At 64.8% G+C, this 21853-nt stretch carries 15 protein-coding genes and 1 tRNA gene; 10 read left to right on the forward strand and 6 right to left on the reverse strand.

The window, feature by feature from the left end; translation table 11 throughout:
- Position 1 precedes the first annotated feature (1 nt).
- Complete coding sequence (locus N008_RS21995) at positions 2-3607, forward strand: hypothetical protein (RefSeq protein WP_052381778.1); 3606 nt, start codon at positions 2-4, stop codon at positions 3605-3607.
- Between the two features lie 270 nt (positions 3608-3877).
- On the opposite strand, the gene N008_RS23400 is transcribed toward N008_RS21995, so the two are convergent.
- On the reverse strand, positions 3878-4045 hold the full coding sequence (locus tag N008_RS23400) for a hypothetical protein (RefSeq protein WP_156109430.1): 168 nt from the start codon (positions 4043-4045) through the stop codon (positions 3878-3880).
- Positions 4046-4301: 256 nt separating this feature from the next.
- On the opposite strand from N008_RS23400, the gene N008_RS19725 reads away from it, so the two are divergent.
- The 7 genes from N008_RS19725 (at position 4302) to N008_RS23930 (ending at position 10577) form a co-directional block, all read left to right on the forward strand.
- Positions 4302-4514: a hypothetical protein gene (locus N008_RS19725; protein WP_044017988.1), complete on the forward strand. Its 213-nt coding sequence runs from the start codon at positions 4302-4304 to the stop codon at positions 4512-4514.
- Complete coding sequence (locus N008_RS19730; RefSeq protein ID WP_044017991.1) at positions 4504-4815, forward strand: hypothetical protein; 312 nt, start codon at positions 4504-4506, stop codon at positions 4813-4815. Before N008_RS19725 ends, N008_RS19730 begins: the two co-directional genes overlap by 11 nt.
- A 55-nt stretch (positions 4816-4870) precedes the next feature.
- A complete protein-coding gene (locus N008_RS19735; RefSeq protein WP_044017992.1) occupies positions 4871-5440 on the forward strand; it encodes a hypothetical protein in 570 nt (189 codons plus the stop codon).
- A 300-nt stretch (positions 5441-5740) separates the two neighbouring features.
- Positions 5741-7630, forward strand: coding sequence for a carboxypeptidase-like regulatory domain-containing protein (locus tag N008_RS22000; protein WP_052381779.1), 1890 nt, complete (start codon positions 5741-5743; stop codon positions 7628-7630).
- 166 nt (positions 7631-7796) lie between these two features.
- Positions 7797-8396 carry a hypothetical protein gene (locus N008_RS19745; RefSeq protein ID WP_156109431.1) on the forward strand — a complete coding sequence of 200 codons (600 nt, stop codon included), beginning with the start codon at positions 7797-7799 and terminating at the stop codon, positions 8394-8396.
- 348 nt (positions 8397-8744) lie between these two features.
- Positions 8745-10025, forward strand: a complete 1281-nt coding sequence (locus N008_RS22780) for an alpha/beta fold hydrolase (RefSeq protein WP_156109432.1) — start codon at positions 8745-8747, stop codon at positions 10023-10025.
- Positions 10026-10322: 297 nt separating this feature from the next.
- Entirely contained in the window at positions 10323-10577 is a 255-nt protein-coding gene (locus N008_RS23930; protein ID WP_044017994.1) for a hypothetical protein, read from the forward strand.
- 141 nt (positions 10578-10718) lie between these two features.
- Here N008_RS23930 and N008_RS19760 read toward each other — a convergent pair whose 3' ends face one another.
- On the reverse strand, positions 10719-11918 hold the full coding sequence (locus tag N008_RS19760; RefSeq protein ID WP_081910905.1) for an energy transducer TonB: 1200 nt from the start codon (positions 11916-11918) through the stop codon (positions 10719-10721).
- A 193-nt stretch (positions 11919-12111) separates the two neighbouring features.
- Between N008_RS19760 and N008_RS19765 the strand changes: the two genes are divergently transcribed.
- Together N008_RS19765 and N008_RS19770 are read left to right on the forward strand one after the other, a co-directional pair.
- Entirely contained in the window at positions 12112-15294 is a 3183-nt protein-coding gene (locus N008_RS19765) for a DUF3427 domain-containing protein (RefSeq protein WP_052381781.1), read from the forward strand.
- 217 nt (positions 15295-15511) lie between these two features.
- Entirely contained in the window at positions 15512-16489 is a 978-nt protein-coding gene (locus tag N008_RS19770; protein WP_262489726.1) for a YhcG family protein, read from the forward strand.
- Positions 16490-16527: 38 nt separating this feature from the next.
- Here the strand turns inward: N008_RS19770 and N008_RS19775 are convergent, their stop codons facing one another.
- The 4 genes from N008_RS19775 to N008_RS19785 all read right to left on the reverse strand — a co-directional run bounded on the left by N008_RS19775 (position 16528) and on the right by N008_RS19785 (position 21793).
- Positions 16528-17814, reverse strand: a complete 1287-nt coding sequence (locus N008_RS19775) for an amidohydrolase family protein (RefSeq protein ID WP_197062910.1) — start codon at positions 17812-17814, stop codon at positions 16528-16530.
- A gap of 319 nt (positions 17815-18133) precedes the next feature.
- Positions 18134-20368 (reverse strand): prokaryotic RING finger family 4, encoded by a 2235-nt coding sequence (locus tag N008_RS19780; protein ID WP_044017997.1) that lies wholly within the window; start codon positions 20366-20368, stop codon positions 18134-18136.
- 77 nt (positions 20369-20445) lie between these two features.
- Positions 20446-20557 (reverse strand) — tRNA-OTHER (locus tag N008_RS23405).
- Positions 20558-20908: 351 nt separating this feature from the next.
- Positions 20909-21793 (reverse strand): RNA ligase family protein, encoded by an 885-nt coding sequence (locus N008_RS19785; protein WP_052381782.1) that lies wholly within the window; start codon positions 21791-21793, stop codon positions 20909-20911.
- Between the last annotated feature and the right edge of the window lie 60 nt (positions 21794-21853).

Here is a 21853-nt window from a genome sequence, read left to right on the forward strand (position 1 = left end):
TATGGCTCGTTCCTATACCTCGTTCTCCCGCCTGCTCACGGCCCTGCTGCTGCTGCTGAGTCTGGGCGCCCGCGCCCAGTTGCAGCTCACCGGCCCGGCCGCCGTCACCCAGGACTTCAGCGCCCTGGCCACCAGCGGCACGGCCACGCTGCCCGCCGGCTTCCAGCTGGCCGGCGGCACCAGCCCCGTTTACGGCAACACGTCCAACACCAGCGCCACCACCCAGGCCGGCGGCACCTCCGGCACCGGGGCGCTGAGCGGCTCCTCCTCCGGCGGGGCTTACAACTTCGCGCCCGGCGTCACGTCCTCCGCCACCGACCGGGCCCTGGGCTTTCTGTCCTCCGGCAGCTACAGCTCCCCGCGCAGCATCCTGCTGGCCGTGCGCAACAGCACGGGCCAGACCCTGACCGACCTGGGCGTGGCCTTCGACATCGAGAAGTACCGCACCGGCACCCGCGCCTTCGACTGGCAGTTCTACACCAGCCCCGACGGCAGCACCTGGTCGCTGGTAACTGACGGCTCGCAGAGCTACGCGGCCGACGCGGCCGTTGCTGTGCTCAACCCGCCCGCCAGCCTCAGCAAGGCCGCGACGCTGAGCGCCCTGAACCTGGCCGACGGCGGCACGCTCTACCTGCGCTGGTCGTACGTGGGCAGCGGCGGCAGCACCAACGCCCAGGCCCTGGGCCTGGACAACCTGGTGCTCACGCCCACGCTCTCGGGCACCCCGGCCCCGGCCGCCATCACCACCGGCCCCATCACCGGCAGCCCGTTCTGCGCCGCCGGCAGCGGCGCGGCCGTCGCCGTGCCCTTCACGCTCACCGGGGGCCTGACCGGCACCTTCGCCGCCCAGCTTTCCGACGCCGCCGGCGCGTTTTCGGCGGACCTGACCCGGAACCTGATCGGCACCGGCACCAGCTCCCCGCTGGCTGCCACCATTCCGGCCGGCACGGCCGCCGGCACCGGCTACCGTATCCGCGTGGTGCAGGCCTCATCCGCCACCATCGGCAGCCCCAACGGCGCCAACCTGACCGTCGCCACTGCGCCCGCCACCAACGGCGTTACGCTCGCGCCCGCCACGGACCAAAGCCTGACCACCACCGGCACGGGCGCGGCCATCACGGCCACGCCGTCCATGCCGTCGTCCTTTACCTGGCTGTATTCAACCAGCAGCGACGGCCCGTTCACCACCGTTATTAGTGGGGCCACCGCCGCCAGCTACACGCCCCGCGGGGCCGACTTCGGCGGTGCCGGCACCTATTACCTCGTGGCCCGGGCCACCAGCACCTGCGGCAGCGTCGCGGGCACCAGCGCCCCGGTGACGCTCACCGTGAAAACGCCCACGCCCAGTGTAACGGCCACCCCTAGCCCCGTGCCCGACTTCGGCAGTGTGCCGGTGGGCACGCCCTCGGCCGCCCGCCCGGTGACGCTCAGCGGCCGCAATTTGGGCGGTGATGTGACGCTCACGCCCCCTGCGGGCTTCCAGCTGCGCACCGGCACCACGGCCTTCTCCTGCGCGGCGCTGACGCTGCCCGTCAGCGGCGGCTCGCTCACGACAACCGTCGAGGTGCGCTTCGTGCCGGCAGCGGCGCAGGCCTACAGCGGCGTGATTACGCTCACCAGCCCCGACGCGGCCCTGCTCGACGGCATTGCCGTGTCGGGCACCGGCGTGGCCCCGGCCTACCCGCCCAGCCTGAGCACGGCCGCCGTATCAGCCGTTACCAGCACCACGGCCACGGCCGGCGGCACCGTCCTCGACGAGGGCGGCCGCCCCGTCACGGCGCGCGGAGTGGTCTACGCCCCCACCGAGGCCCCCACCACCCAGGATGACTTCACCCAGGACGGCACCGGCACTGGCTCGTTCGGCAGCGCCCTCACCGGCCTGACGCCCGGCACCACCTACTACGTGCGCGCTTACGCCACCAACGCCCAGGGCACCAGCTACGGGGAGCAACGCAGCTTCACCACCGCGGCCGTATCGCTGGCCGCCGAGCCCACCCAGGGCTCGACTCTCACGGCCACCGCCGTGGCGCCCACCAGCGTCACGCTCGCCATCAGCGGGGGCGACGGAGCTAAAAAGCTGCTGCTCGTCACGCCCGGTCCGGCCCTGAGCTTCCAGCCTGCCGACGCCACCACCTACCTGGCCAACACCGTCTTCGGCCAGGGCGACCAGCCCGCCCCCAGCGTCTACGTAGTGGCAGCTGCCGCCACGGCCAGCGTCACCGTCACCGGCCTCTCGGCCAGCACCGAGTACACTTACATGGTGTTCGACTATAACGACGACAACACCAGCGGGGCCGAGAACTACCTGCTCACGCCCGCCGGCGAGCTGACCCTGTCCACGCCCGCCCCGCCGGCCGGGCTGCTGCTGGCCGATAACTTCGACTACTCGGCCGGCGACCGGCTCACCGCCCACGGCTGGATGGCCCACAGCGCGCCCGGCACCAACGCCATTCTGGTCAGCACTTCCGGCCTGAGCTACGGCGGCTACGACGCCGATGCAGCCGGCCGGCCCGCCGCCGCGAATGCCGCGGCATCGCTCGCCGCCTCGGGGGAGGACGTTAGCCGCCCCTTCCCCAGCCAGGGTGCTGGCACGGCCGTGTACGCCTCGCTGCTGGTGAGCGTGAATGCGGTAACCACGGCCGACTACTTCTTCCACCTCGGGCCCGACCCTCTCAGCACCACCTTCCGCGGCCGCCTCTACGTCCGGCCCGCCGCCACCGCCGGCAAGATCCAGTTCGGCGTGGCGGGCAGCGGCACCATCCAGTACGCCGCTGCCGAGTACGACCTGAAGCAGACGTACCTGCTGACGGTGCGCTACGTGTTTGGCCCATCGGGCACGGAAACCCGCCTCTACGTGAATCCAGGTCAAGCGGAGCCCGCCACGGCCGACGCCACCAGCACGGAGGCCGCCAGCTCGGCTCCCGCCAACCTCGGCTCGGTGGTCCTGCGCCAGAGTTCCAACACCACCCAGCTGCTGGTCGACGGCCTGCGCGTGGCCACCAGCTACAACGCCGCCCGGGCCTTCTCGGCCGCCCCGCTGCCCGTAACGCTCACCGCCTTCAGCGCCAGGCGCACCGGTGCCGGGGTGCAGCTGCAGTGGGCCACGGCCCAGGAGCTGAACGCCCGCACCTACCACGTGGAGCGCAGCACAGATGGGCGCACGTTCACCCGCGTAGCGGCGCAGCCCACCGCCGGCACCACCACCCAGGCCCGGCGCTACGCGGCGCTGGATGCCAGCGCCCCGGCCCGCCAGCTCTACTATCGCCTCGCCCAGGAAGACACCGACGGCACGCTGCACTACAGCAGCGTGGTGAGCGTGGCCGCCGGCCTGGGCACGCCCGCCGCGGCCCTCACCGTGGCCCCGAACCCCGCCGACCCGGCGCGACCCGTCACGCTGCTGCTCACCGGCCGCGCCGGCCAGGCCCTGACGCTGCAGCTGCTCGACAACGCCGGGCGCCTGCACCACACCCAGGCCCTGCGCCCGCTGACCGATGCCGAGCAGTTCCCGCTGACGCTGCCCGCTAATCTGCCCGCAGGCACGTATGTGCTGCGCGTCACCGGTGCCGGCAGCCAGCCCCTGCACACCCGTCTCGTGCTGGTGCGCTAGAACAGGCGACGCACACACATGCCCCAAACAGAAACGGCCACCCATTGGGTGGCCGTTTCTGTTTGAGGCCGCTACTACACCGGATAACTCCCTTGTGAAAAGGACAGAGGCTGCTGTCTTCAGGAAAAGCATCCGGCAGTGTGGACAAGGCAGGTCAACAGCACGGCTGCCTGAGTTATAGCGGAAGGCTACTCAATTACTACCTGCCTGGAGATAATGCCGGTGGCGTGGCGCCAGCAATGTGTAGCGTACAGGGATAATACACTATCCCTAAATCAATCCTAGTCTTCGTGCTTCGTCCTTGATGAGCAAGCGCACTAAAGCAGAAAAACCAAGTCCTCGCTCTTTGGCAACCCGTTCAGCAAGCTCCTTTTCCTCAACTGTGACCTCTAGACCTACCTGCTTTTTACCTGTTCGCTCGGACTTATCTTTTTTCATGAAGTAAATATAAAGGCGCTGATACCCTTGTATCAATATAATTATGGTATTCTATGAAAGACACTCTTGTTATACCATAAAAATATTGGTACTTTTATGGTACTCATAATGAGTAACCCAACCGATAGTAGGCAAAAGAGGCCAGCCGCTGAAACGACTGGCCTCCGATATAGCACCTGTTAGCGCAGGCACTACGGTAGGGTTCTTACAAACCTTATCGCAAAAGTACATGAAAACTCATGTAACCAGGCAGCCTGTGCCTGGAGAGCTTCGGCACGCCCTGTCGGCCGCATTTTTCGGCAACCCGCTCTTTTCTCCGCTGGAGCAGCTGCTGGCCAACCACCGCATCCACGAATGTGAGGATACCGGGCAGCTCACCTACTGGCTGGCCGAGCTGCCCGCTGTGCTGGCCCGCCGCCAGGCAGCCACCTTCTCCACTCCTACTGCCTCGGCCAGCCATGTGGTATAGCAAGCAACTTCGCCAAATCCGCCGGGCCCGCAAGGCGGTCCGGGCCTGGCAGCACCAGATGCTGGCCCTGGAGCTGGAAGGCATCACGGCCCTGACGCTGTACTCAGCAACCAGCTCCCTGATCATCCCAATCGAACGGGAAGCGGGCGCGCAGGTGGTCGGCACGCTCTTGGAAGCCCTTAATGAGCGCCGCAAGACTCTGCAGGCCGAAGCCCGGCAGCTGCGCCAGGACTGGCACGAGCACGAATTGCTGCACGGCAGCCAAACCCGCCCCCACCCGCCCCGCGGACGGGCCGACTGACGCCGCCCCTTCCCGACTTACTCCCTCATCAAAGGCTTACTCCATCGTTACCTATATGTCAACCGAAACCGGACTTCCCGCCGCCGACACGCCCACCCGCATTCCGTTCCGGCAGGCCTCAGCCCCGCTGATTGCCAGGGCCATGAGCTTCACCCTGCAGTGGCTCACCCAGTACTTTCCCGACCCGAGCTGGCCCACCTGGGAGCAAGCCTTCCTGCGCCAGCAACCCGATCTGCTGGTGAAAGGCGAGCAGGTCTTCCTGCACTGGCACGACCTGCACCGGCTGGCCAGGCACCTAGAGGAGCTGCCAGGGCCGGACGGTGCCCGCCCTGCCCGGCCAGCTACCGATGTGGCCGCCGACGTACCGGCCGACAATGCGAAGGCAACCGCAGGTCTGACACCCCGGCCCCGGGCGGCCGGCAAGCGCACGCTCAGCAGCATCATCCACCACCACCCGCGCCCCGATGGCAAGGCCGGCTTCACCGTGCGTGAGCTGTGCCGGACGATGCGCATCGGGGCCGAGTCGCTGACCGATGCCCAGCAAAACCCGGGGCGGCTGTCGCTAAGCGCCATCGAGGCCCTGGCCGGGAAGATGCAGGAAAGCCCCCGTGCAGCTGGTTGTTGATCTGCTGGCTGAGATGGAGGCCCGCCGCAAGCCACGCCGCAAAGCCCGCGTCCGCGTCACCGCGCGGTAATATCCGTCGCAGCACCTTGCCCGGCCCCGTGCGGCCGCCTGTCCGGCGGCCACACGGGGCCGGACTTGCTTTTATGCGGCCCGCGCGACCGGGCCGCAGGCGGCGGCAGAAAAAAACCGGCGGCGGCCGTGTGCAAACGGCATCGGCGCGGCATCAGACTGGCAGGCCCGCCGGGCGCGGCTTCCCGGAAGAAGCCGGCCCGGCGGGGTGTACTCAGTCCGCCTGCTGCCATGAAAACCTCTCTCCCGCTGCTGCTGCTTCTACTGCTGCTACTTGTGTTCCGGGGCGCCGCCGCCCAGTCCACCACCGTCTCGGGCATTGTGCGCGACAAAGCCAGCCGGGTGGCCCTGCCCGGAGTCACGGTGCTGCAAAAGGGCACCACCAACGGCGCGTCCACCGACGCGCAGGGCCGCTTCACGCTCGTTGTCTCGGGCCACGCCCCGCGCCTTTTCGTGTCCTCGATTGGCTATATTTTCCAGGAAATCAGCCTCGCCGGCCGGCCCGATTCGGTAACGGTGTGGCTGGAAGCTGACGCGAAGGCCCTGTCCGAAGTGGTGGTGACGGGGCATGCTCCCTCCGGAACCAGCCACATCAGCGCTGCCGTAAGCACGGTGAAGGGGGCGGCGCCCGGGATACGGATCCGGGGAATGAGCACTCTGGCCGCCCCGGCCCGCGCCGAGCTGAGCACCCGGGCCAAGCGTGAAACCGGGTCTTCGGGCCCGAAAGCCAGCGCGGGCGTGCTGACGGCCGGGGAAGTCAACGACTTCGGCAAGTGGCACCTGTGGCCCGACATTGCCCGGCAGGAGCTGAGCCGCTGGGGCGAGCAGTGGCGCATCCGGCCTCTGGAGCGCTACACTGCCCAGCTGCTGACCGAGGACGGCTACCCCGTGGTAGGGGTGGCCGTGCAGCTCAAAGACCAGCGCGACTCGCTGCTCTGGCAGGCCCGCACCGACAACACCGGCCGGTGTGAGCTCTGGAGCAACCTGTTCACGGCCGGGCCGGCCGCGGGCCCCGGGCAGGTGGCCAGCCTGCAGGCACTGGTGGACGGGCAGACCTACACCGTGCGCCAGCCCACGCGCTTTCAGCAGGGCCTCAATACCATCCGGGTGCCGCGGCCCTGCCGCACGCCGGCCGTGGTGGACGTGGCCTTCGTGGTGGACGCCACCGGCTCGATGGGCGATGAGATCCGCTACCTGCAGGCCGAGCTGGAGGACGTTATCGGCCAGGTGCGCGACTCACTGGCCGGCGTCACGCTCAACGTGGGCAGCGTGTTCTACCGCGACGCCGGCGACGAGTACCTGACCCGCCACACCAACCTGAGCGCCAACCTGGGCCAGACCCTGGACTTCCTGCGCGCCCAGCAGGCCGGCGGCGGGGGCGACTTTCCCGAGGCCGTCGACCAGGCCCTGGACGTGGCCGTCAACGAGCTGGCCTGGGCCCCCGAGGCCCGGGCGCGGCTGCTGTTTCTGATTCTTGACGCCCCGCCCCACGAAAACCCGCAGGTGCTGGCCTCGCTGCAGCGCTCGGTGCGCAAGGCCGCCGCCCAGGGCATCCGCCTGATTCCCGTGGCGGCCAGCGGCATCGACAAAAGCACCGAGTACCTGCTGCGCGCTCTGGCCCTGGCTACCAACGGCACCTACGTGTTTCTCACCGACGACAGCGGCGTAGGCAATCCCCACCTCAAGCCCACCACCGACCGGTTCGAGGTGGAGCAGCTAAATGCTTTGCTGGTGAAGATCATCGGCCGCTACGCCGCCACCACCGACTGCCAGGTGCCGGCCGCAACGGCCGGCCGCCGGCCCGGCACGCTCTCCGGCCGCTACACCGCTGCCCGCGACACGGCCGCCCGCGACAGCACGGCGGCCCCCGCCACCCGGCCCGGCCGGCGCTGCACCTGGTCGTGCTATCCCAACCCCACCGCCGACGTGCTGCACGTGGAGCTGGAAGGCGACGTGCAGGAGCTGTTCGTCACCGACGCGGCGGGCAAGGTGCTGCTGCGCTCGGCCCCGGTGCGCCACCAGGCCACGCTGCGGGTAGACTATCTGCCCACCGGCGTCTACTTCCTGACCTTCTTCACGGGCCTGGGCTGGGAGAAGACCCGGTTCTTGGTGCGCCGGTAAACGACGGGCCGGCCGGACAGGCTGCCGCCCTGCCGGCCGGCAGCCCTTTCCCCGCGGCGCGAAAGCGCGGCCCTGGCCGTCAGGCCGCGCCCGCTACCGGATTGAAAGCATTCCCTTTTCCTATATTTCCGCCTGCTTATTCTGTATCACTTATTGCTTTCACGCTGTGCGCGTCCTTTACCTATTCCCCCTGGCAGCGGGGTTATTGCTGCTTTGCCCGGCCTGCGACAAGGTCTGCGACACCGACAACCTGCCCCAGTACCCGCTGACGCCCGGCCTGCGCGCCTGGGTTGATCCGTACGCCAAGGGAATGGTGCTACGGTTCCGCAACGCCGGCACGGGCTACGTGCGCAGCTACCGCGTGACCGAGGCCGAAGGAAAGATGGACGGCAGCGGCTCAGGGGTTGACCCGTGCCCCGTGTACTACCGCGAGTACGCCACGCGCACGCTGGAGCGAACCGATTCCACTGGCAAGGGGGTAGAACACGTCATCCGGTTCTATCTGGCGGCGCAAAACTCCTCCCGGACGGAGGCGCAGCTGTCCGTGGGCTTCAGCAGCGTGGAGCCGCCGCTGCAGCAGATTGAGAACGGCACCCAGGCGCTGGCGCCCGCCACCTTCGCGGGCCGCACCTACCCGGCGGTGTGGAGCGACAGCCCCTCCTTTCCCGGTTCGGGGTCGCGGGTGATAGTACGTCTGTACCTGACCAAGGCCGATGGACTGATCCGGTTCGAGGAGCGCAACGGCACGGCCTGGGACCGGCTCTAAGGCCTGGCACCCAGCCGCGCCGGCTGCACGCGTTGGGATGTCCGCTGTCCGGCCTGGGGATAGATGGTTCCGGGCTGCAGCGGCATGCGGCAGAAGAAGCGGCGGCCAGATCGCCCGCTAGCGGATTGCCAAGACGAGTGGCAGCCCGGCCGGTGGCGTTCCGGGCGCACGTTATCTGCCAGCCTGGCCTGATTGCTCTGGCCTGATTTCTGAGGAAACCCGCACCATACCGTCGGGCCGGCCCTGCCTTCCCGGTACGGGCCGGCCTTTCTGCGTCCCGGTTCCGGCCCGCGGCACGGCTACGCCCAGCCCTATGCTTAAGCGCTTTCACTCTCTTATCCTGCTACTGTGAGAAAAACCCTACTCCTGCTTGTGCTGCTGTGCATGGCCCTGGCCGCCCATGCTCAAGAGAAATTATCCTATCTGCTGCAGACGGTCGACGTGGCCGCTTATCCGAACGCCACGTTCGAGGTGCGCGGCCAGGTGCTGATTGAGGACAAGGCGCGCCATGGCGGCGCCATTACCTGCGCCGTCGCCTTGTTGGACAAGAAGACCATCAAGACCTACTTCGATAGGTACGGCATGGAAGCCTACAGGCCCGGCGCCTGGACTGCGCTGTCGGTTTCCGGGCGGATTGACCGGCAGGCCAACAAGCTGTCGGTGGGCATGTTCTTTTCCGGCCGGGGCCGGTATTATTTCGATGATTTCGAGCTGCTCATCACCAGCAAGGGTAAAACGATCAGCGTGCCGCTGGGCAACGCGGGCTTTGAGGCCGACACGCTCCGGCCCTGGTATGTGGGGGAGTACAAGGAGATGGTCAACGTGCGGCTGACCACCGACAAGGCCCGCTCCGGCCGGCAGTCGCTGCTGATTGACAACTCCCGGGCGGAATCAGAGGAGTACGGCGACAACACGCGGCGGGGCCGGTATGCCACCGTGAACGGCGTGCGGCTCTATTACGAGCTGTACGGCGCCGGCGAGCCGCTGCTGCTGCTGCACGGCAACAATATGTCCATCAACTCCTTCAGCCAGCAGATTCCGGCGCTGGCCAAAAGCTACCAGGTGATTGCGCTCGACAGCCGGGGCCAGGGCAACTCGCAGGCCGACACCACCCGGCTCACCTACGAGCTGTTTGCCGACGATGCGGCCGCGTTGCTGCAGGTGCTGGGCGTGGACAGCGCCCGCGTGCTGGGCTGGAGCGACGGCGGCAACATCGGCCTGCTGCTGGCCATGCGGCACCCGGGCAAGGTGCGGCAGCTGGCCTCGATGGCGGCAGTGCTCTACAACAACGACCAGTCAATATCGCCGAAGCTGAACGCGCAGCTGCGCCGGCAGCTGACGGAGATGAAAGGCCGCGGCGTGACGGAGGCGGATATGGAGTACCGGTTGAAAAACCTGCTGCTCACCGAGCCGCACATCGCGCCGGATGCGTTGGCCCAGATCAACGTGCCGGTGCTGGTGATGGCGGGCGAGAACGACATCGTCAGGCGGGAGCACACGGACCTGATAGCCGCCAGGCTGCCCCGCGCCACGCTGAAGATCTTCCGCAAAGCCGGCCACGATGCGCCCACGGAAGTTCCCGCGGAGTTCAACCAGGCCGTGCTGGAGTTCTTCGCCCGCCGCCGCTAGCCCCGGACTGGCGGAGTGATGGGCACGCACGGCGGGGCACCGGCAGGGCGCACTTCTGCTGCCTGCCGGTGCCCCGCCGCCTGCCAGCGGAGGCCTCACCAGGCCAGCTTGCCGCCTATCAGACCCAATTCAGGCGGCGCATGAAGCGCGCCATCCGCCTGCGGGCCAAAGCCGACCGGAAAGCCCGGCGCTACACCAAGCTGCTGGCCGATGCCATCGGGGCGGCCGGGGACGCGTCCTCGCAGATGAACGCGCTCAACCAACTCTACAACGCGGCCGCGCATACAGACGCTGCTGGTGCACGACCTGCAGCAGCCGGTGACGCGCGGGCAGCTGACCGATACGCTGGCCCGGAGTACGCCGGGCGAAGAGCTGGTCCTCTGCAACCAGATTCCGGACGGCAACGGCGGGCAGGTGCTGCCGGCTAATCCGCTGTTCGGGGAAGTGGTAACGGGCCCGCTCACTGTAGCGCCGGCGCCGGTTGCTATTGTGGTGAAGCCGGAACCGGACGCCGCGCCGATGGCAGCGCGGGAAGCGGAAACGCTGAATTAGCAGCCACCCAGCGACAACCGGCAAGGCCGGCTCCTACTCCGTAGGGGCCGGCCTTTCGCATTAGGTTTAGAGACGACGATATGAACTTTCTAATCCTAAGTCATAAGCACAGCGGACTTTCAACTCTTGTCATCGTGGCCCCTATTTGCCCTCCACATACGGAAACGGTAGGCTCATCCGGATTTCGTGGTCCTGGCCGCTGGCGTTGGTGAAGCAGGCGGCGCGCATCACGCGTAGCGCTTCTTCGTCACAGCCGGCCCCGAGGCCTTGCACGACTGTCACGTTCTGGGGCACGCCCTGGGGGTCGATGGTCAGCTGCACCGTGACGTGGCCGCTCAGGCTCTGCTGACGGGCAGCGGCGGGGTATTGCAAGCGGGCGTAAAGGACTTCGTAGCCGCCAATGAGCTCCACCGTTGACCTCTCCTCCTCCTGCGTTGCCAGGCGGGGTTGGGTGTAGAGTTCAGGCGGATTGGGGTTGTGGGTCGCCGTGGGCACCTGGTAGGCAATGTTCCACTTTTTCAGATAGTCCTCCAGCGGCGGCAGACCCACCTTGGCCCGGCGTACGTTTACCTTGGGCTCGTCTTCAATGGGGTGAAGTGTATAACGGCCATTCACGGCCGGCCCCAATTGGGAGCCGTAGAGTTGCTTTTCCCCCTTCATTCCCCGGATTCGATCCACGAACAGCGCTACCGCCGACCAGTTCACCTCGCCCTTATCGGCGGCGGCAGTAAGCAGGGGCAGGTACTTTTCGTCGGGGTTGTGCTGGATGACGAGAAAGGCCGTTGATTGCTGGTACTCGCCTACCTTCGACCTGCCGGGGTAGCCATGGATGGCCAGCAGGCTGTCCACCCGGCGGATGAGTTGGGGGTCCAGTTTATCCTGTTTGGCCATGGCCGCCCGCATCTGCGGCGCATCTACGCCGTATTGCCGTTCTGCTTCTACTGCTACCACGCGGTACTGCTGATCCTGAAACCTGATTTTCCTCATCAGCGCCAGCAAGCCGGGGTCGAAGGCGGACTCGTGCTGCCGCTGACGGGCGCGGGCAGAGTCGAGCAGCCGCTCCCAGCCGGGCAGCTTCCGCAGGGAGGCAAAATCAGTTTCCTGCTCCAGGGTTTCGGCCGCAATAAACCCCTTCGCCACGGCCTGATTCAACTGGCGCAGCGCAGTTTTGGCGTCCTGCTTCAGCGCTGCCTGACGGGCCTCCGCGTACAACTCGCCCACCGTCGCGGGCAGGCGCCGGGCCGGCGGTTCGGCAAGGCGGGGAGTTTGAGCAGTGAGCGGGGCGGTGACCATCAGGGCCACGGTCAGGGACAAGACGATCCGCAGATCAGCTATAGACATAGGGAAATAGTATAGACCCGCAGGCCGGCGAAATACGATTGAGCTAATATAGCAGCGTCGGATTTACCTACGCACCGAAGTAGACTGCCGGAAGGCGGCACTTGTTGCGGGTGGTTTGGATTCCTGTCACAATCGGGCGTTCCTTGCACGGCCGCCGCGACGTTGCGCGCTCAATTACGCTATCCTTACTGTATTGGAAACGGGCCATTACGAAACGCTGGTTACGCAACAGCTGCGGAGCCAGCTTGCTGCATTAGAAACCACTACCTACGCTATTGCGGAAAAGAATCTGGGGGCCGATGATGCGGCGGTGTTTATTACGCGGCACCTGACGCAGCTGCTGGGCAAAGTGCTGGGGCAGCTGGCCAAGAACGAAGAGGTAAGTGAGCAGCTGACTCTGGCCAACGAAGTCATTGCCTACCTGCAGGAAAAGTCGGACGTGCTGGCCGAGGGCAGCGGCCTGGCGCCGGAAGGGCAGCTGCTGCGGGCGGTGCTGCCGCGGCTGCAGGTGCCGCTGGCCGCGCAAAACGACTTGGGCAAGCACCTGGATAGCCTGGAGCCGGCGCTGCGGTTTTCGCAGAGCGACCTGTTCAGCGGGGGCAATACGGAGCTGTCGATGGAGGCCGAGCTGAAGAAGGAAATTGCGACGGCCGACCGGATTGACTTTATCGTGAGCTTCGTGAAGTGGAGCGGGCTACGGTTGCTGCTGCCCGCACTCCAGGCGTTTGCCGAGCAGGGCAAGCCGCTGAGGCTGCTCACGACCACCTACATGGGCGCCACCGACCAGAAAGCGGTGGATGCGCTGGCCGCGCTGCCGGGAGCCGAGTTGCGCATCAGCTACAACACGGCCCACGAGCGGCTGCACGCCAAGGCCTACCTGTTCAGCCGCAACTCGGGGTTTGATACGGCCTACATCGGGTCGAGCAACATGAGCCGCTCGGCGCTGACCAGCGGGCTGGAGTGGAACGTGAAGGTGACGGCCCAGGACAATGCGGCCATTTTGAACAAGTTTCGGGGCACGTTTGAGACCTACTGGAACTCGCCGGAATTTGAGGACTACCGCAGCCTGCCGGAACAACGCTTGAAGCTGGCCCAGGCTTTGCGCCAGGCCGATAGTGGAGCGGCGGAGGCTGATGCGTTGCCCAACTTCCGCATCCGGCCGTTTCCCTACCAACAGGAAATCCTGGACCGGCTGGCCGTGGAAAGGAGCCTGCGGGGGCACTTCCGCAACCTGGTGGTGGCGGCCACGGGCACGGGCAAAACGGTGGTGTCGGCGTTTGACTACGCCCGGTTTGCCCGGCAGCTGACGGGGTTGCCGCGGCTGCTGTTTGTGGCCCACCGGGAAGAGATTCTGCGGCAGGCCCGGGCCACGTTCCGGCACATTCTGGGGGAGGCCAACTTCGGGGAGTTGTGGGTGGGCGCCGAGCAGCCGGTGCAGTTTGAGCACCTGTTCGTGTCGGTGCAGACCTTCGCCTCGCGGCTGGATTTCTTTCAGCAGACCATCCCGCGCGACTACTATCAGTACCTGGTGATTGACGAAGTGCACCACTTGGCGGCAGCTTCGTACCGGCCCATCCTGGCGTGGTTTGAGCCGACTATTCTGCTGGGGCTGACAGCCACGCCGGAGCGGGCTGATGGGGAGAGTATTCTGCCGGACTTCGATAACACCATTGCGGCGGAAATCCGGCTGCCCGAAGCCATTGCGCGGGGGCTGCTGGTGCCGTTTCAGTACTTCTGCATCACCGACCCCGTGGACTACCGTAACGTGCGCTGGACCAACGGGCGCTACGCCGCCGAGGACCTGACCAACGTGTACACCGGCAACGACGTGCGGGTGAGTGCCATTTTGGGCGCCCTGCAGCGCTATTTGCTGGCGCCCCAGCAGGCGCGGGCCCTGGGGTTCTGCGTGACGCGGGAGCACGCGCGGCTTATGGCGGCCAGGTTCCAGGCGGCCGGCCTGCGGGCCAGCTACCTGGCCAGCGGCGACACCACGCCGGAGCAGCGGCGGGCGGCGGTGGCGCAGCTGCGGCGCGGGGAGCTCAACTACCTGTTCGTGGTGGATATCTTTAACGAGGGCGTGGACATTCCCGAGGTGGACACGCTGCTGTTTTTGCGGCCCACGGAAAGCCTGACGGTGTTTTTGCAGCAGCTGGGCCGGGGGCTGCGCCTGCACGAGAGCAAGGAGTGCCTCACGGTGCTGGACTTCGTGGGGCAGGCCCGGCAGGAGTACAGCTACGAGCAGAAGTTCCGGGCGCTGCTGGGCCGCACCGGCGGCTCGGTGCTGAGCGAAGCGGAGGCGGGCTTCCCGCGGCTACCGGTGGGCTGCAGCATCCAGATGGAGCGCGAGGCCATGCGGTTCATTCTCGACAACATCAAAGCCGCCACCGGCGAGAACGTGCGGGTGCTGGAACGGCGCATCCGCGGCTTCGCCCTGGAAAGTGCGCTGCCGCTCACGCTGGCCAATTTTCTGACGCACACCCACTTTGCGCTGGTGGATATTTACCGCTCCCGCGGCGACCGGGGCTGGACGGCGCTGAAAGTGCGGGCGGGGGTGTTGGTGCCGCAGGCGCTGGCGGCCACGGAAAGACAGCTGGTGGGCAGCGTGTGGCGGTTGGCCCAAGTGAACGGGCCCGCTTTCCTGGCCTTTGTGCGGCGGGTATTTGCGGGAGTGGAAGAGCTGACGGAGCTGTTGGCCATGCCGCTGGGCCCGGAAATGGGGCTGATGCTGCACTACCTGCTTTACCAGAAGCCGGGGCCCAGGCTGGGCCTGGTTTCGTTGCCGGACAGCCTAGCCACGCTGCGGGCCATGCTGACCCTGACGGCGGAGGTGCGGGAGGTAGTGGACGTGTGCGAAGCGCAAATCAGCAGTCCGCCCGTGGCCCTGGACCTACCCTACCCCTGCGCCCTGCAGCTGCACAGCCGCTATGGCCGCGACGAAATCCTGTGCGCGTTCGGGGTGTGGACGTTTGAGCGGAATCCGTCGGTGCGCGAGGGGGTGTGCTACGTAGCGGCGCTGAACACGGAGCTACTGTTTGTGACGCTTGAAAAGTCCAGCCGCAACTACTCCCCTACCACGCTCTACCACGACTATGCCATTAGTGACACGCTGTTTCACTGGGAGTCGCAGAACAGCACGGCCGAGGACACGCCCAAGGGCATCAGCTACATTCAGCACCAGGCGCAGGGCAAGCAGATTCTGCTGTTCGTGCGCGAGCGGAACCAGGATGCGGCGGGGCTGACCATGCCCTACGTGTTTCTGGGGCCGGTACGGTACCTGAGCCACCAGGGCAACCGGCCCATGGCCATTACCTGGGAGCTGGCCACGCCGCTGCCGGGGTTCCTGTGGCATGATGCCGGGAAGATGGCCGTGGGCTAGGTATTGACCGCCCTGAGGCGGGGCAAGGGCCACTGGTAATTTTGCGTGAGCGGTCTTCGTTTCGTTTGCGCCTGTTTTATCTTCGCTGCCTATGTCTGGTCTCTCGTTACCATCTGATTATCCGCAGTTCCTGACCGAGCTAAAGGCCCACATCCGCGAAACGCAGGTGCGGGCGGCGTTGGCGGTGAATTCAGAGTTGGTGTAGCTGTACTGGCGCATTGGCCGCAGCATCTTACTGCAAGAGCAACAGCAGGGTTGGGGAGCCAAAGTAGTTGCCCGACTGGCAACGGACCTGCGCACTGAGTTTCCAGCTATTACCGGCTTTTCTGCGCGTAACCTGCGGTATATGAAGGCGTTTGCAGAACAGTGGGCAGACGAAGCAATTTTGCAGCAGCTTGCTGCAAAATTGCCTTGGTTCCACAACTGCATCCTACTGGACAAGGTGAAAGACCCGGTCGAGCGGGCATGGTACGTGCAGCAGACCATTGAAAACGGCTGGAGCCGCAACGTGCTGGCCGCGCAGGTGGAAAGCGGCCTCTACCACCGGCAGGGCCGGGCGGTGAGCAACTTTAGCCGCACACTGCCCGCCCCGCAGTCGGAGTTGGCGCAGCAGATTCTGAAAGACCCGTACACCTTCGATTTCCTCTCCCTGGGGCCGGAGGCGCAGGAACGGGATTTGGAGCGGGGCCTGCTCGAACATGTGCGCTCCTTCCTGCTGGAGCTGGGCAAGGGCTTTGCGCTGGTGGGCAGCCAATACCACCTGGAAGTCGGCGGGCAGGACTACTACCTAGATCTGGTGTTCTATCACCTTAAGCTGCGGTGCTTCGTCGTCATCGACCTGAAGATGGGCGAGTTCAAGCCCGAGGACAGCGGCAAGATGAACTTCTACCTGGCAGCGGCCGACGACCTGCTGCGCCACCCGACCGACCAGCCCACCATCGGGCTGATTTTGTGCAAAAGTCAGAACCGGGTGGTAGCGGAATACGCATTGCGCGGCCTGAGCCAGCCGATTGGCGTGGCCGAGTGGCAGCTTACCACTACCCTGCCCGCGGAGCTGCGCCGCAGCCTGCCGACGTCGGAAGAGCTGGATGCCGTGCTCGGGAAGCCGGCGGCGGCGGTGGCGGCGCCGGGTCAGGGACCTGCCGGGCATAGTGCTGCAGCAGCGCCGAATTCTTCTGCTGGCCCCACTCAATAAGGTCAGGCGTGGCTGTATGAGTGGTTACGGATGCGCGGTCAGTTGGTGTATTTCTTTTTTATCGCCACCAATTTCTCGTCTAGCTCCTTCTTGGAAAACCACCGGCCGCGCACCATTACTCCACTGATCATGGTAGTATTTGCAATGTCCAGCAGTGGATTCGCGTCGAGTAACACGATATCGGCAGGTTGGTCCGCTTCAATTCTGCCCCGCTTGTCCTCTCCGAAATAGTGGGCAGCGTTGGACGTGCACGCTTGCAGAATGTGGGCGTTACTGATGCCGCACTGGGCGAACAGCTTCATTTCTTCAAAGTAGCTGTACCCCGGGATTACAAACACGCCGTCGCCGGGGCTCACCAGTAGATTGACGCCCTGTTTGTCTTTGCGCGGCAACAGTTTTTTGTACGTGTTTACCCGCAGGGCATAGGCGTCGTATTTGCGCTTGAGGGTGGTGCTATCGATGCCGTACAGCTCTTTTTCCCAGCGGGCTACCATCTCTTTCGGAACGTACTCAATACCGGGGGAGGCCAGCAGCTTCGGCTTCGGAATCTGATACCCGTAGATCAGGTACCAGTACAGGTCGGGACACGACCAGAGCTTCTTCTCCACGAACCTGGTCATGGCGGCGGCATAGCGCGTGCTGTCGTACAAATAGAGGCCGATGAAGGGTTCGATGTGCTCCACCGACGACTGACCGGCGTTGACGGCGGCCTCCAGGCCCATGGGTGGCCCATGGCCGGCGACCTTAATGCCGATTTGCTGCGCGATGTAATTGATGGAGTCGTACACCCCCTGGTTGTTGCCGCCGAGGTATTTGATGAAATCGTAGCCCTGCCGCTGGTAGCCTGCCAGGAGCGGGCGCAAAGCTTGCTGCTGCAACTTTTCGTCGACCACCAGGGCGGGAGAACCCACGAATAGAGAGGGCCCGATTACCTCTTCGTTCTGGATCTTTTGTTTCCACTCCAACACGACCGGCGCGCCCCGCATGATCCGGAGAGAGGTGATGCCCCGCGACAGGTTGAGCAACAGGTAGTCGTCCACAGGAAAGGGTTCGCCATCGACGTTGGGAAAATGGGCATGCATGTCGTACATGCCGGGCATGATGAATTTGCCTTTTGCATCCAGTACTACCGTGCCCTTGGGGAGCTTTGGCTTGCTGCGCCCAACGGCCACGATCTTCCCATTGCTGACTAGGACATTAGTGTTGGAGACGATTGAGCCCGACGCTACATCCACCACATTTACTCCCCGGAAGACATAGCTTCTGTCCGCCTTTTGCGGGGATTGGCTGTTGCACACAAGGGAGAAAAGGCAGAGCAGCAGCAAATAGCAAAACTTCATTGATAGAACGTATTCGGAAAGTAGAGTTCAGGTTAATTGAAAAGGCGTCAGGGAGTTGTAGTTTCTAGGCTGCAGTATGGCCCTCCCTGACTCGCAGTGGCAAAATATCAAGTTATTCGGCGGCGGCTGGCTGTGCAACGGCGTCGGCGGTTGTAGTTGGCGCCACGTCTTCCATGGCTTGCTGCTCGATCCGGAGTTTTTGAGCTGGCACCGGACGAAGTGGGTAGCAGCAGCCCGGAACTGAGCCCAGCGGCCATCACCCAGCCGATGGAGTCCTGATGCGTTGGGAATCTACGCCGACAACTCAGTCGACCAGCAACTGGGTGACGGCCGCCGTGTTCCGGGCCCAGGTGGTGGAGTAGACTTCATCGGCCTCGGTGGTTTCCACTACCTGCAGGTTCTGGGCCCGGGCCTTGACGGCCAGCAGCTGGCCGATGCTCAATTTGCTCTCCAACTTTCGCAGCAATGTCTGCACCCCGCCCACGTTGAGATTCTGCACCAGCTGGCCCTGGAACGACATTTCCAGCCACACAATCTCGCGTTGAGCTACATCCAGCACCCCAAACACCAGCCCCTTGGTCAGGGTCTTGGTTACCCGTACCTGTTGCTGCACGCAGGAGGGGTCATAGGCCACCCCGCTGCTGGAGATGCGCATGGGGTGCTGGCTGCTCATCCAGCCCACCACCAGGTTGGGCGAGAGGGCGCCGTGGGTGTAGGCGTTGGAAGTGAAGGTGACATATTGGGCCTGCGCCTGCTGCAGGACCGGCAGGTTCAACTCGATGTATTCGGCCGTGCCTACCTGGTCGGGAATGGACTGAATGTCGCCGCTGTGCTTGCAGCCGGTGGCCACCAACTGCGAGAACGAGCAGCTTTCCGTGCCACCCGCGTAGGATACGGTGCAGCTCAAATCCATGTCGAGGTGCTGGGCGGGCAGGCCTGTGCCCCACTGCATGAACAGGCGCACAGAATCCCCCTCGACGGGGAAGCGGGTGCCCATCAGGGCACCGGGCAGGTCCTGCACGGTTTCGCTGCGGTCGCCAATGGCAACCGGAATCTTGTAGAGGGCCGGGTCGATGTAGATGGTGCGGTGCGGGGTGGGCTGGGCCGCAAACCGGCGCTCCATGGCCAGCAGACACAGGCTGGCCACGGCCGTTTGCATGGCTTCCAGCTCGGGCTCGTCGTACATGTCGAGCAGGTGATTGGTGGGAATCTGCTTGCTGGCGCCGCCCAGCGGTTTGACGGCCCGCTTGCCACCCTTGATAAAGTAGGTGTCGGCGTACATGTTGAGGGTGAACACCAGCCGGGCCGGCACCTTATCAATCATGGCGGCAAAGGCGGCAATGGTGGGCTCGGCCCCAAACCAGAGCATGTTGGCAAACAGGGACCGGGCGAACAGGCCGGGCCGCTGCTGAAGCAGGGCGAAGGTCTGGGGCGCATCCACCCGCAGCCGGAAGTGGTTGACGCGGCCCTGCCACACGGGGTAGGTCTGGTGGTAGAATACGTCCAGGGTTTCGCGCAGCTTGTCTCGTCCGCCCTTCTGGCTGTACTCGGCCAGGCGGAGGGCCCGGATGAAGCGCACCCACATGCCCCGCTTGGGGTGCATGATTTCGCAGAGCTGGGCCGGGCTCTGGGGCAAGGCATTGAGCCAGTCGGCCACCATGGCAGCTTCCCGGCGGCTGTACTTGAGCTTGAGGTCGGCGGTGGCCTGCACCCGGGCCTGGGCGCTGCGGTCAAGCGGAGCGGCGAGGTGGGCGGCGTTGCGCTGCTGCTTGCGGAGGATGGTTTTCGGCTCGACGAGCTGCAGGAAGCCGGTTTTCCTGAACCACAGATACCGCAGGATGTCGGTGGGCGAGGTGAAGAAGGCCTGGGCCTGTTGGGGCTGCCCCAGGGTCACGTACGCATCGATGACGGCCATGCGGGTTTCCTTCATGGCAATGACCACGTCGGCGGGCAGGGGCAGCACGGCCAGCAAGCGTTGCAGGCTATCCTGCTGGGTGGCATCGAGGGCCGTCTTCGACGCCAGCAGGTCGCGCAGGTAGGCGGTCACCTCCGCATCGGTCCACAAGGTCAGTTCTTTGAGCTTGCTGCCCTGGCCGGTGTACTCGAGGGAAGCCAGCTCGAACGGTGTTCCGCAAAAGGGGCAGCCGTTGTAGCGCTCCAGCGGAAAGGTATCTGGGGGGATAAGGTGGCCGCAGGGCAGGCGGGTGCCCTTGTGCTGGAATACGTTGGCTAGCCAGGTAACCAGGTGGTCGAGGGGGCCTTCGCCCGTGAGCTGGTCCCAGCCCTTGACCAGGGGCGTCCAGTTCTTGTCCGTGCCGGTTACCTCGCGCAGCACGGCCAGTAGCTGGTCCTGGAACGCGGACGTGGTGCCCACCAGCGCCTGCCGCAAAGGTTCCGCCGTGGCATACCCCAGCTTGGCTAGGTTGGCTATAAGCAGAGCCGTATCGGCCGACGGAGCAGCCGTAGTGGTGACTTGCGCTGCTGCCGGGACATACATTGCTTGCTGCCGCAGGCTAACCTTGGCGATGGAATCGTTCATGGGGCCGGGAAGATGGGGTGGCTAAAGGCCGGTAAACAAGCTGATTGATCATATCATCCCGCCGTCGAGGTGGGGAGTGAAGCAGGTTGGATTCGAACCAACGACCCTAAAATCCTGGAAGTAAGCACTGGTTGACCCGAGGAGGTAATTCCACTGCTGTTTCATGCTCTACCACTGAGCTACTGCTTCGAAAGGGCCTTATTCAGATTAAAAGGAACACCGGAAAAAACCAGGTAATTGAGCTGCTGATTCGGGACAGGAAGAGAAGTAAGCAACTCTTGACCTGGCTTTTTCTAGGCGGTGGCCGCTTTGCTGTAATTAGGCCGGTAAGATAGGAGGGTTTTGCAGCATATTCCACCGCTGGAACGGTTGCGCCACAAAATGCCTGAAGCCTGCGGCAGCGGTTTCTGCCGGACCCGGAGCTTTTGAGTTGGCACCGCAGCAAGTGGCGGGATGTGGTATAGTACCCAACAGAAAGCCCGGCCCGGCTCTATGCGAACAGGGCCGGGCCGGAAATCAGGCTGTTATATGGGTAGAAGACTAGGCCTTACCGCGTTGATTGAGCGTGCGCTCATAGTCCTCGAAGCGAATTTTGACAATTGAGGAGCGGTCGGCAGTGCGTAGAATAGCCCCTTCCGCCCGGCCGGGGATGGCCTGACCAGACAGGGCGGCCTGCGTTTGCGGAATATGCTCCCGCAGCCACGCCAGCACCGTTTCGTGGGTAGATTCGGCGGCGGGCACCGCATAGGTGGGCAGTTGGGGGACGTCTGGCAGGCCTACCTGGGTGAGGTAGGCCGTCAGCTCCTTTCCGGACAGGAACGGTTGGCCATAACGCATACCAGCCGGGGTTTCCGACTCGCGCCAGGTGGACAGCTCCCGAATATCGGTCTGCAACTGAGTGGCCAGGGCGGCGGCATCTGTAAACACGGCCACGTCGAAGACCCGAAACCCGACCTGTTCGGGTGGACCATACTGCTTGGAGTTGCCCGTGACTTTGCCACCGTAGAACTCTCCAAACAAAACGGTTAGTGGAGCCGGCTGGCCGGTGCCGGCGCCGTAGGGTAGCCGGGGTAAGTGCCCCTGTTCATCGGCGTAATGCGGGAAAATCAGGCGGCGCAGTCCTTCCACAATGCCCACAGCCGGGTCAAAAAGCAGGTCGCCGCTAACGGTGAGCAGGTTTTCGCGGGAGCCTACCACATACGAACCATCGGCGAAGACCAGCAGGCGGGCACTGGTACCGTCTATCTTCTCGGTGGCCGTGAGAGGTTGGCTGAACAGCGCCGGGGTGGTGAAGTCGGTAGTGAGGCGGCCCCGGTCGCCGAGGGCATGCAGCGTAAGGATGGACGGGTATTTGGTCAGCGTGTTGAGTTGGGCCAGGGAATGAGCCACCGCAGTGCGCGCTTGGCTTTTAGCAGGGAGTAGCATAAGACAACGGATTAATGGGGTGAAGCTACTGAAAAAAGATACCGGTCCACCGGTGAGGCG

Source organism: Hymenobacter sp. APR13, assembly GCF_000737515.1.
Classification (GTDB): Bacteria; Bacteroidota; Bacteroidia; order Cytophagales; family Hymenobacteraceae; genus Hymenobacter.